The sequence below is a fragment of the Nocardia sp. NPDC058705 genome (assembly GCF_042749305.1).
GTDB lineage: Bacteria > Actinomycetota > Actinomycetes > Mycobacteriales > Mycobacteriaceae > Nocardia.
On record NZ_JBHYRN010000001.1, the window covers coordinates 66,837 to 78,334 of the forward strand.

The window sequence follows — 11,498 nt, forward strand, 5'->3', positions numbered from 1 at the left end:
CAGCCTGTTCCGAGGTGCCGGACGCGTCGTTAGCGTTAGCTCGTGATCAAAGATCTTCAACCGAATCAGGTCGAACTACCCGACCCTCGCCGCTGGATCGCCTTCGCGACAACCCTGGCTGCGGGCTTCATGGACCTCCTCGATGTCACCATCGTCAATGTCGCAGTCCCGACCATTCAGGAAGACCTCGGTGCCCAGTACGCGCAGATCGAATGGATCATCGCCGCCTACGTTCTCGCCTTCGCCGCGATCCTGATCACCGGCGGGCGACTGGGTGACCTGTACGGTCGCAAGCGAATCTTCCTGGTCGGAATGGTGTTGTTCACCGTCGCGTCGGCGGCGTGCGGGCTCAGCTCAGGCCCGACGATGTTGATCGCGTCCCGATTCCTCCAGGGTCTGGCGGCAGGTCTGATGGTGCCGCAAATTCTCGCGATCCTCCGGGAGTCGTTCCCAGAGCGGGAGCGCGCCAAAGCAATTGCCGTGTACAGCGCAGTCTGCGGGTCGGCCACGGCGGTCGGTCTGGCGCTGGGTGCTCTGCTGGTGGAATGGGATCTGTTCGGCCTCAGCTGGCGGCCGATCTTCCTGGTCAATATCCCGATCGGCATCATCACCCTCATCGCCGCGTGGCTCTGGATGGACGAGTCACGATCGGTTGCCCCGCCGCGCCTGGACCTGGTCGGCGTTGCCCTGGTCACCGGCGCAATCCTGCTGCTGACCTACCCGCTCACCGAGGGACGCCGACTCGGTTGGCCCGCTTGGACTTTCGCCATGATAGGGGCGTCGGCGGTGGCGCTGGTGCTGCTCATCAGCTACGAACGGCGACGTCAGCGCCTCGATGGGTCGCCGCTGATCGACCTCAGCCTCTTCCGGTCACGTCCGTTCACACTCGGACTCATCAGCTGGTTGTTGTTCTGGATCTGTTTCGGCGGGTTCTTCCTGGTATGGACGCTGCTCATGCAGGCGGGTCTGGGTTGGTCGCCCTTGCGAGCCGGGCTGACCTCACTGTTCTTCGCCGTCGCGACCGGGGTCGGGGCGGGTACTTCGGCCAGTGTGTTGGCACCTCGGTTCGGCAGCCGCGTACTGATCGTCGGTGGGCTTGTCACCTGCGCCGGATTCGTTGGATACGGTGCGCTGGTTGAGCACTACGGCCAGGCCACGACTACCTGGCAGATGGTGGTTCCGCTGGTCGCGATCGGCCTCGGATTCGGTTTCGTGGTCGCCCCGACCATCGACCTTGTGCTCGGCCAGGTACCCACCCGCGCCGCAGGCGCCGCCTCCGGATTGCTCAACACCGGGCAGCAACTGGGCATCGCGCTCGGTGTCGCGCTGGTCGGGATCGTCTTCTTCACACAACTGGACCACGACTCCGCGCGAGGTGCCGACCAGGCAGCCGCACGCGTGCGGACCGAACTCGCCGCAACAGATCTGCCCGGCCCTGCGCAGACCGAGATAGCCGACAGATTCCGAGCATGCGTCCGTGATCGATCGGCACAGGTCGATCCCAGCGAGGAACCGGAAAGTTGTCGCGGTGCCGCCGCCGATCCCGTTGTGACCCGACTGCTCACCGAGGCCGGGGAACACGCCACCGCGATCAACTTCGCCAGCACTTTCCGCCACACCCTCTGGTACGGAGCGGGAATCATGCTCCTGCTGTCCTTCGGATTCCTCGCGCTACCGAGAAATGCAAAACCCGTCCCCGAGGGAATCGAAAGCGACGGTGTAACAACGCAGTTGATCGCAGCAAGGTCGCGGACCTGAGTGTCGGGCAGCCGGATGAGCAACGAGGAGACAACGAAATGGTTCAAGCGCGGGCACAGCAGGTAATCCGGTGCCTTCCCGAGGAATTTCTCGAATTCGCGATGGACGTGGAACGGTACGCCGAGGTCGATGACAAAATCGGTCGATTCGACTGGGTTCACCGCGAGGGAAATCTCGTCGAATTCAAGTTCCGCCCAGCTATGCCGGGCCTTCCCGGTCCGGCGCCGAAAATGGTCGCGCAGGGACGACTCACCCCTGGTCGGCGCGTGGATGTGGGTCTCGCGCCGTTGCCGCGCAGCCGACTGTGGCACGGACTGATGAAGTTCACCGCAAGCTTCGTCTGCGAGCCCGTCGAAAACGGCACCTTGGTGACCAGAACTATGACAGCGGAACTCATCCCGACGGTCCGTTGGCTGGTCGAACCGATACTGCGCCGCAACCTCCCCGGGAATCTCGAGACCGAGATGACGCAGGCCACGGCCTATCTCGAACGACATACCTGTCGCGATTGATCGCTTGCGGCGGTGGTGGATTCGATCACTTGGAATCGTGAATTGAGGTGATCGGCGCGAACCAACCGGTGGGCCCGCAACCTTCCCGCGCACCTCGAGACGCTCGGGCGCATCGACATCCACACCGAGGCGTAGATCCCGATCCTCGCCGATGGCGCGCATGTGGGCCCGAGCACCTTCTCGCCCGGTAAATGGTTGGACGGGATTCCAGTGCGGTTGTTAGCGTGGGCGAGACCGTGACAGGACGCGAGGAGGTGAGACCCATGAACGCAGTAACCATGTGGGTGCTCCCGCTCGTGTGCACGGTTCGGCGATCGATGTAGGTGTCGCCGGGAGCGCCTGAACCAGGCAACCCCGAAAGGCAACACCATGCACTTCACCTCTGAGACATCGTCGAACGGTGTCATCGAACGTCATTTCCTGCTGGGCGAGATCACCGGCGTGCTGTGGTCTCCGGATTCCGGAACATCCGGTGCACCGCTATTGCTGCTGGGGCATTCCGGCGGCATGCACAAGAAGGCGCCCGGCCTGGTCGCCAGCGCACTGCACAGCGTGACCAACCACAAGTTCACCATCGCCGCCATCGACGCGCCCGGACACGGTGATCGGCCGCGAAACCCTGAGGATCAACGCTGGGTCGAGGCGATTCATCGCGCCAGGGCCGCACGCGAGCCGATCGCCCCGATCGTCATCGACTTCAACATGTCGGTGGCCGAACGTGCGGTGCCGGAGTGGCAGACAACGCTGGACGCCCTGCAAGCGTTGCCCGAGATCGGCGCCGAAACGCCGATCGGCTACGGCGGCGTCTCGTTGGGAGTCGTGACCGGGCTGCTGTTGACGGCAGTCGAATCCCGAATCGCCGCGCTGAGCTTCGGCGGGGTATTCGTGGACGACGCTCTGATCGAGGCAGCGCGGAAGGTCACAGTCCCGGTCGAATACCGAATTCCGTGGGACGACAAGGAATTCGACCACACATCGGGAATCGCGATGTTCGACGCCTTCGGCTCGAAGGACAAGACATTGCACGCCTCCTCCGGCAGGCGCTACCCGGTGCCCGAGTACGAACGCGACAGCTCGGCGCAATTCTTCGCCCATCACCTCGGCCGCGCGGCTGCCACGGCTTCGGACTGACGTGAACGGGGTTCTGCGTCCGGCCCAGGACGCAGAACCCCGCGACTGACCCACGTGGATCAGTCGCGGCGAGTGCGTCGCGCCGCAAGAAGACCGAATACGGTGGCGCCTACCGACCACATCGTCGCTCCGATGCCGACGGTGATGACCGTTCCCCACAGCATGATGAACGGCCCGAATTCCGCGACGCGGGCCCAGTATCCGCAGGGGCCGACATCTTGCGGGATGATCGCGCATTCGGGGTGGCCGATGGCAGCGAAAGCCAAAGTGGCGAGGATCGGAACCGTGACGGCGATAACGAGGATGATCGCCAGGCTTCCGACGGGCCGGGAGAGAGCTGCCATGCGATCGACCCTACTGGGCGGAAGGTAGGCACCCCGCAGCCCGCAGGCGGGTAGCGAGGCCGGTGTCGACATTGCTGCTCGACCCGCTGGCGGTGCCGGTGGTGGTTCCGGTGAACGCGGCGGCGATTCACCACCGAGCCCGGCACCGATCGAGCACTTGATCGTCGATCAGGTCAGGTGGGCCGCGAGGTGGGGGACAGCGTCGACGACGTGCTCAGCCTCGATGGGCTCGGCGATGAGAGTGAACTCCCAATCACTGTGGGCGCGATGGAGTTTGCCGAGTACCAGGCCGGTGTGTCGGCGGGCGATCGCCAGGTCGATCCGTGCGAGTTCGGTACCGGTGACACTGTCGCTGACACGGGTGAATGCGTTTTCGATCCGCTCGAATCGTTGCCCGGTGTAGCAGGTGATGAGGAGCACGACGGTGGTGACGTCCGAGGCCAGCCGGGTCAGGTCGAGGACCATGATCTCGTCGTCTCCGGGGCCGACGCCGTCCAGGCTGTCGCCCAGGTGGCGGATGGCGCCGTCGCGCGATGTCAGTTGTTCGTGAAAGGCGATGTCGGCGAAGCGGGTTCCGCTGAACGACAGCGCGGCCACGTTGAGGTCGATGTCTTTCGGGCGCCGCCGGAACTTGGGCGCGCGCACGGGATCCCAGCCCAGACCGACAGTGATGTGGGTCAACGCGGTGTGGGGTACTGCTCCGGGCATGTGCTGCTCCTGGTCGAGTGTGCTTGGGCCAGTTGCCATCCGGACCCCCGGCGGACCTACCCGCAAACATGCCGGACTCACCCGGCCCCCGCAAGTCAGCCCGGTGAGAACAGTTCCAGGTCGGTGTCGGCGTTGACACTTCGATCGAACGATAGACAGGTAGTTGGAAAGTGTCTACCTTTCTATCAGGGCCTCTCGGGGCCGAAGCCACACTGATGCTGAATTCAGGGTGGCGAGCTCCACACGGACGAGGAAGATGTCATGACATCGCCCCGCGCCTGCCCTAGCCCACGAATCCTGGAGAGACAACGATGTTCGAATGGTCTGAGACCGATGAGATGATCCGCGAATCCGTGCGCGCGTTCATCGACAAGGAAGTCCGCCCCCACCTCGACGAACTCGAACACGGCGACCTCCCGCCCTACGACATCATGCGCAAGCTGTTCGCCGACTTCGGCATCGATGTCATGGCCGCCGAGGCGGTCGACAAGATGCTGGCCAAGGAACAGGCCAAGGCCGACCGGATCGCCGCGGGCGAGCCCGCGCCCGAGAAGTCCTCGGACAAGAAGAAGGGTGGCGACAACCCGCTCGCGGCACAGGGCAGCATGGCTGCGGTGGTCATCAGCGAGCTCACCGGTGTCACCTTGGGCAGTGTCGCGGCTGTGGGCGTCAGCCTCGGTCTCGGTGCGGCGACCATCGCCACGCGCGGCACCCTCGCGCAAAAGCAGCGCTGGCTCAAAGACATCGTCACCTTGGAAAAGGTTGCGGCGTGGGCGATCACCGAACCTGACTCCGGCTCGGACGCCTTCGGCGGTATGAAGACCTACGTCCGTCGCGACGGCGAGGACTACATCCTCAACGGCCAGAAGACCTTCATCACCAACGGCCCCTTCGCCGACACGGTCGTCGTCTACGCCAAGCTCGACGAGGGCGATGGCGGCGACAAGCGCGAACGCAAGGTGCTGACGTTCGTGCTCGACAAGGGCATGGAGGGTTTCACCCAGGGCAAGCCGTTCAAGAAGATGGGCATGCACTCCTCACCCACTGGTGAGCTGTTCTTCGACAACGTTCGCCTGGGCAAAGACCGACTGCTCGGCGAGACCGAGGACCACAAGGGTGGCGACGGCCGCGAGAGCGCCCGGTCGAGTTTCATCGTCGAACGCATCGGCTGCGCGATCCTGTCGATGGGCATCATCAACGAGTGCCACCGACTCTGTATCGATTACGCCAAGTCACGCAAGCTGTGGGGCCAGGAGATCGGCCGCTTCCAGCTGGTGCAGCTCAAGCTCGCCGAGATGGAGATCGCGCGCCTCAACGTCGAGAACATGGTCTTCAACGCGCTGGAAAGCTCCGCCGCCGGCAAGATGCCCTCGCTGGCTCAGGCCTCGGCGATGAAGCTGTACTCGACCAAGGCCGCGACCGACGTCGCCATGGAGGCGGTGCAGTTGTTCGGCGGCAACGGCTACATGGCCGAATACCGGGTCGAGCAGTTGGCTCGGGACGCGAAGTCGCTGATGATCTACGCGGGCAGCAACGAGATCCAGGTGACCCACGTCGCCAAGGGTTTGCTCGCCGACTGATTTCCGGGGTGCTCGCGGGCCGTCCGCGTGGACGGTCAGCGAGCCTTCGCGAGCAGATGATCACGGATCGGGAGTAGGAATTGCCGGGCGAAATCCTCGGCAACACCTGGCGCCGTCATGTCGACCAGCTGTGTCGGGATCAGCATGTAGGTGTGGAACATGCGGGCGACGTGCTCGGCGAACACCGCACGTGACTCCGCGGGCAGGTCCTGGGTGCCCATCGCCGATTCGACCAGTGCCCGTCCCATCAGCAGCGCCTGGCTCTCGCCGATGATCGCCGGTTGCAGGATCTCCGGATTGACCGCGAGAACGGTACTCAACGCGGTATTGCCGAACAGCAGCCGAAAAGCATGGGCGAAGCCGTAGATGAGCTGGTCCTCGCCGTTGTCGTGCTGGTCGAGGACGGTTTGCACGTCGGCGAAGAACCGCGCCAGCTGGTCGTCGATCATCGCCGCGATCAGGTTGTCGCGACCGGAGAAGTGCAGGTAGAGCGTCGCTCTGCCGACGCGGGCCCGGCGCGCGATCTCATCCATCGAGACCTTACGCAGTCCGGTTGTCTCCGCCATCTCGACCGCGGCAGCGAGAATCCGCTGGCGAGTATCTGGTCCTGCGTCGCTGGTCGACGCCTTCGATAGCGGTCTCATCCGGCCGATCCTATCGCTATCACCATCGACGATGCCGCCCTGCTCGAGCCCGCGTGGGCGGCATCGCTGTCGAGTGTGGTGGGACGTTGTCAACTCGGCCGGGAATCGACGGCATTGGTACGCCCGTACAGGCGAGCACAGTTTTCGACTGGTTGCGTAGCAGTTACGTTGCGTTGTGAGTGACCAAACGTAAACGTAAATAATTCAAGGTCACTCAAGATGGGCTCTCATACTGACCGCCGATAATGTTCACTTATCGGAGGTCAGAACGGAGCGTCTGGGAACCGACTCCCATTGGGGCGACACGGGTTTCGTTTCGTCTAATACGTAACCGAATGACGAAACAAACGTTACGATTCTCCCGTGTCGAGCGTCTGCAACTATCCGGGCTGTGCCCGCCCCATTACTCGCGCCGGCGGGCCGGGTCGTCCCTCCGAGTACTGCGATCACCCCGACCACACCCGGTGGCGTGCTTGGCGGGAAAGGCAACGGCAGCAACAGGAGTCGGAGGGTGCGGCGAGTACCGTCACTGTGACGGCTCAGGGGCCGGTGACCGTGGCGCGGTTGCGGGCCGATGAACTGCTCGGACAGTTTCGTGGGTTGGCCGAGCAGTTGGGAACCACGTTGAATGCCGCGGTGGCCGAGCTGCAGACGATCGGGGATCCATCGGTTGCTGAGGCGCAGGTGCAGGCCGTGCAGGCCGATGCTGCTCGGCGGATCGCCGAGGCGGAGATGGCCACGGTGGCGGCCGAACAGTCGCGGCGCGAAGCCGAAGAGGCACGCGCGCTGGCGGAATCGGTGGCCGAAGAAGCGGTGGCGGCCGCGGAACAGGCCGAGCAGCAGGTAGGGGAGGCGCTCGCGGCCAGGGATGAAGTGGTGGCCTCGGTGGACAAGCTCACCCGGCAGGCCGCCGAAGATGTGTTCGCGGCGCGCAGCGAGGCCGAGGAACAAGTGCGTGCGGCGCAACGACAAGCGGCCGACGATATCGAGAAAGCCACACAGGAAGCCGACGACGCTGTTGCCCGCGCCGAACAGCGCGCCGACACCGAGATCGCCCACCAGCGTCGCGACGCCGAAGCTCGGATCGCCGCCGCCAACGCGGAACGCGACCTGGCGATCCAGCGGGCCGCCGACGCCGACCGCGCCACCGAACGTGCCGAACAGGCGACCGCCGAACGCGTCGAGGCCGCCGCCGAAGCCCGCGAGGAGTGGCGCCGGGCCCGCACCGAACTCGACACCGCGCGCAGCGAACTCGACCGCACCCGAACCGAACTCGCCGAACTGCGCCGCACCACCGTCGCCGAAACCCAACTTCGCCGCGACGAATCAACGGCCGCCCTGGAACAGGTCCGCGCCGAAGCCGCCGAACGATGGGCCGCCCTCGACGACGCCCGCAAACAGACCCTCGCCCGTGCCGAACGCGCCGAAGCCCAGCTCGACGAACTTCTCGCCACCAGCCGCACTCCGGTCTCACCGATTTGAGTGGGGGTATCGGCGGCGGTGAACGGTGCGCTGGACTACCGTCACGCACATGACCGAGCAGCCCGGCCCTCTCGAATCGACCCGTGAGTTCGCCGCCATCGACATCAATGACATGTTGAACGCCGACGACGAGCCCTACACCGGCCCGTCGTCGCGAACCCGACTGATCGCGATCCTGGTGGTGGCGGCACTGGTTCTGAGCGCCGGTGCCACCACCCTCGCGATCCTGCTGGCCTGACCGCTCAGGCGGGCCGAGCCAGCGGGGTGTCGGGGTCGCCGGAGTTGCGGAGCGCGACGATCTGTTCGGGTACCCAGTAGATCCGGCCGAACTCGAACGCCTGGTAGACGCCGTCGTCGTGGGTGGTTTCGTCGGACGTGGGCCAGCCGAGTTCGCCGTTCTGGTAGCCGGCCGCCGCCCAGCGAGAGCCGATCGCGCCGTGCACCCAGTAGGCGGGTTGGTTCGCGCGGCGGTAGACCGTGCCGCCCTGGAAGGCCTGTGCCACTCCGGGGCCGGGGCCGCGTGGGTCGGGCAGTTCGGCGTGTTCGGCGACCGGGTAGCCGAGCGGGCCTGTCTCCCAACCCAGTTCGGCGAATTTGGCCATGACCGCGGTGGGGACGGCGTGGGCGTCGGTGGTCGGGTGCCAGTAGACGTAGCCGTGCTCGAACTCGGCGAAGCGACCGACCCCGTCGGGTGTGGTTAGCTCGCCGTCGGTGCGCCGCGCGCCCAACCACGGTGACGCCGCCGCGCGTGCGTCGATCGCATTGTGCCCACCGCCTCCGCCGACGAACGACGTGACGTGCGCGGCGAACACATCCCACGGAAAGTTCGGGCCGACATCGGTGTGGGTGCCGATACCGAGCGCCCGGGTCACGTACTGGTGATCGGAGATGCCGTCGGCGACATGGTAATCCGGGGCGATCACCTCGGTCGAGTACCCGTGCCGGTGAGCGCTGCGCACCGCGAGGAACGCGGCGATCCGCAGGTCACCGTCGATGGCGAGCCACTGCTCCCGCGACCACGCGACCCGGCTGCCCGCGAAGCACAGGTTCACGGTGAACGGATTCGCCGACAGCACCGACCACGACGCGAGCTCTTCGGGCACGACCCGCACCACCACCGCGTCACGCAAGGTGTAGTGATAGGACACCCCGTTGTCCGGGTTGTTCAGGTACGCGGCAAGGGATTCGGCGGTGCCGTTGCCTTCCTGGGTGTGCAGCAGGAAGTTGGTGACCCTGGCTCCGCCGCGTGGGGAGTGGGAAGGTCCGAGGCGGTCCAGTTCGGTGAACTGCGGTATCGCCGAGACCGGGCGGTCCAGGCTCCACTGTCCGAAGTCGGGGGCGAGGATGTCGTTGACGTCGACACGGGTGCCGTCGATCAGCGGTCCGGGGTTGCTCGGGGTGTCGATCACCCGCTGGTAGAGCACCGCGCGCGGTTCCCGTTCGGTCCCCGACCAGGCCCGGGTCTGCCACGCCCAGCTGAAGTCCCCGCGCGCACCGATCACCCCGTCCTCGATAGCCCACGCACAGACCCGTGCATGCCCGTAGATCCCGGTCCACGCCGTGCCCAGCACCGAGTTGACGCCGCGGAAGAACTCGACGGCCGTGGTGTTCCATTGCGACAGCGTGATGTCCTCGTCGACGGCGAAGAAGATCGGTGCGTTTCGCGGTGCGCCCACGCTCAGGTGGGTGGCCAGCGCCTGTTCGGCCATCCGCCGTCCGCCGTCGAAACCGGTGGTCCAGTCCGAGGGGGTCGGGTCGCCGGGTTTGCCGTATTGCCAGATGGAGACGATGTCGAGCCCGGCGGCGGTGAGCGCGCGAGCGTAGTCGGCGGTGATCGGTTTGGCACCGAAGTTCGCGCCCGGTCTGCTGGGTGAGATGTAGGCGAGAACCGCCGAATGACCTGCCGCGGCAATGGCCTGCGGATCGATGAGCCTGGCCGCGAAATCGACAGCTGTGGACATGATTGACCCCCTGTATGACTGCGTATCGATGGAATTCCGAGATGGTGGAACTATCGAGCTGACTTACGCTGGCACCCGAGGAGCGGCACCCGGGCGAGAAACTCACCCTGCTGCATTCTATGTGAAACACTCACTCCCGCATTGTCGTTCACCGACGAACAGGGTAGTACCCACAATCGTGGGTAGTTTCACTCACGTCCGGTGTCGGTGCGGCCCGATACGCTTTCGCCATGGTGGCGCAGCTGATGTGGGGGATCCCGACGCACGGGTTCTTCGTCGCGCTCGGGGTCGCTGTGGCTGCGGTGGTGTTCTTCCTCGAATGCAGGCGTCGGGACGCGCTGCGCGAAGAGTCACTGGTAGCGGTCACCGGGGCGTTGGTCGGTGGGGCGATCGGGATGCGGTTGTCGAGTGTGGTCGAGACGCTCGATCCGGTCGAGAGCTGGATGTTCGGTGCGCGCAGTGTCCTCGGCGGATTGCTCGGTGCCTATGTGGGTGTGCTGATCGCGAAAAGGATTATCGGCTATCGGGAGCGGACCGGGGATCTGTTCGCGCCCGCGGTGGCGCTGGGCATGGCGGTGGGTCGCATCGGGTGCTTGCTCACCGAGGCGCCGGGGCGGCCGACGAGTCTGCCGTGGGGGATCCACGCGCCTGCGACGGTGCCGCAGTGCCCCGGGTGTGTGGCCGGTGTGGCGATGCATCCGAGTTTTGTCTACGAAATCGTGTTCCAGCTGGCGGCTTTCGGCGCACTGTGGTGGTTGCGGGACCGGATCAGCACCCCGGGGGAACTGTTCACCCTGTATGTGGGGGCGTATGCGATCTTCCGGTTCCTGGTCGAGTTCACTCGCGCCAACGACACGGTGTGGCTGGATCTGACGCGCCCCCAATGGTTTCTGCTACCGGGGCTGGTCCTGGTAGCGGTGCGTTGGACCGTCGGTTATCGGCGCGGGAACTATGACGGTGTACTTCGACGAAAGGTCGCGGCATGAACTTTCCTCCCGGTCCACCACCGAACATGCCGCCCCCGCCACCGCCGGGCGGTAAGCCGCCGGGCCAGGGCGGGCAGGTCGCGGCGATGGCGTTGGCGGGTGCGACGGCATTCATCGTGGTCAACGCGATGGCCGGGTTCTTCGTGTTGATGGTGGTCTCCTCCATCAACGACGACACCGCGACCAGGGTGTTGTTCGCGCTCACCGCGGTGGCCAGCGCGGCCGCGGCATTCGTCGGCGGATGGTTGTTGATCCGGCGCAAAACGCCTGCGCCCAAAGGGTTCGGGATGGGGATGATGATCGGCTGGGCGCTGGTCACCGTGTTCACCGCGGGCGTGTGTACGGCGGTCAACCCGTACATGTACACGTCGATGTTCGGAATGGCCCCATGA

General features: G+C 65.4%; 12 protein-coding genes and 1 pseudogene. 8 read left to right on the forward strand and 5 right to left on the reverse strand.

All coding sequences use genetic code 11. The features are described from left to right. The first annotated feature begins 42 nt into the window (after window positions 1-42). From ACFW6D_RS00350 to ACFW6D_RS00360, 3 genes are all read left to right on the forward strand, one after another. The gene (locus ACFW6D_RS00350) at window positions 43-1,758 is read left to right on the forward strand and encodes an MFS transporter (protein WP_379323214.1); all 1,716 of its coding nucleotides are present in this window, start codon (window positions 43-45) and stop codon (window positions 1,756-1,758) included. Between the two features lie 38 nt (window positions 1,759-1,796). After that, window positions 1,797-2,270 (forward strand): SRPBCC family protein, encoded by a 474-nt coding sequence (locus tag ACFW6D_RS00355; RefSeq protein WP_379323216.1) that lies wholly within the window; start codon window positions 1,797-1,799, stop codon window positions 2,268-2,270. A gap of 369 nt (window positions 2,271-2,639) precedes the next feature. Beyond that, a complete protein-coding gene (locus ACFW6D_RS00360; protein ID WP_379323218.1) occupies window positions 2,640-3,401 on the forward strand; it encodes an alpha/beta hydrolase in 762 nt (253 codons plus the stop codon). Between the two features lie 59 nt (window positions 3,402-3,460). On the opposite strand, the gene ACFW6D_RS00365 is transcribed toward ACFW6D_RS00360, so the two are convergent. Together ACFW6D_RS00365 and ACFW6D_RS00370 are read right to left on the reverse strand one after the other, a co-directional pair. Then, window positions 3,461-3,745: a hypothetical protein gene (locus tag ACFW6D_RS00365; protein ID WP_379323220.1), complete on the reverse strand. Its 285-nt coding sequence runs from the start codon at window positions 3,743-3,745 to the stop codon at window positions 3,461-3,463. Window positions 3,746-3,913: 168 nt separating this feature from the next. Beyond that, window positions 3,914-4,453, reverse strand: coding sequence for a TerD family protein (locus tag ACFW6D_RS00370; RefSeq protein ID WP_379323222.1), 540 nt, complete (start codon window positions 4,451-4,453; stop codon window positions 3,914-3,916). A gap of 311 nt (window positions 4,454-4,764) precedes the next feature. Here ACFW6D_RS00370 and ACFW6D_RS00375 point away from each other — a divergent pair, with 311 nt between their 5' ends. Then, window positions 4,765-6,033, forward strand: coding sequence for an acyl-CoA dehydrogenase family protein (locus ACFW6D_RS00375; RefSeq protein WP_379323224.1), 1,269 nt, complete (start codon window positions 4,765-4,767; stop codon window positions 6,031-6,033). Between the two features lie 35 nt (window positions 6,034-6,068). Here ACFW6D_RS00375 and ACFW6D_RS00380 read toward each other — a convergent pair whose 3' ends face one another. Beyond that, window positions 6,069-6,677, reverse strand: a complete 609-nt coding sequence (locus ACFW6D_RS00380) for a TetR/AcrR family transcriptional regulator (protein WP_379323226.1) — start codon at window positions 6,675-6,677, stop codon at window positions 6,069-6,071. 531 nt (window positions 6,678-7,208) lie between these two features. On the opposite strand from ACFW6D_RS00380, the gene ACFW6D_RS00385 reads away from it, so the two are divergent. Next, a complete protein-coding gene (locus ACFW6D_RS00385) occupies window positions 7,209-8,159 on the forward strand; it encodes a hypothetical protein (RefSeq protein WP_379323228.1) in 951 nt (316 codons plus the stop codon). A gap of 49 nt (window positions 8,160-8,208) precedes the next feature. Beyond that, window positions 8,209-8,397: a hypothetical protein gene (locus ACFW6D_RS00390; protein WP_379323230.1), complete on the forward strand. Its 189-nt coding sequence runs from the start codon at window positions 8,209-8,211 to the stop codon at window positions 8,395-8,397. Between the two features lie 4 nt (window positions 8,398-8,401). On the opposite strand, the gene ACFW6D_RS00395 is transcribed toward ACFW6D_RS00390, so the two are convergent. Together ACFW6D_RS00395 and ACFW6D_RS00400 are read right to left on the reverse strand one after the other, a co-directional pair. Then, entirely contained in the window at window positions 8,402-9,307 is a 906-nt protein-coding gene (locus ACFW6D_RS00395) for an LGFP repeat-containing protein (protein ID WP_379324199.1), read from the reverse strand. A gap of 159 nt (window positions 9,308-9,466) precedes the next feature. Beyond that, window positions 9,467-10,120, reverse strand: a pseudogene (locus ACFW6D_RS00400) (DUF1906 domain-containing protein); the annotation flags it as partial. A gap of 230 nt (window positions 10,121-10,350) precedes the next feature. Here ACFW6D_RS00400 and ACFW6D_RS00405 point away from each other — a divergent pair. Next, window positions 10,351-11,106: a prolipoprotein diacylglyceryl transferase gene (locus ACFW6D_RS00405; protein WP_379323232.1), complete on the forward strand. Its 756-nt coding sequence runs from the start codon at window positions 10,351-10,353 to the stop codon at window positions 11,104-11,106. Further along, complete coding sequence (locus ACFW6D_RS00410; protein WP_379323234.1) at window positions 11,103-11,498, forward strand: hypothetical protein; 396 nt, start codon at window positions 11,103-11,105, stop codon at window positions 11,496-11,498. The genes ACFW6D_RS00405 and ACFW6D_RS00410 overlap by 4 nt, the downstream gene beginning before the upstream one ends.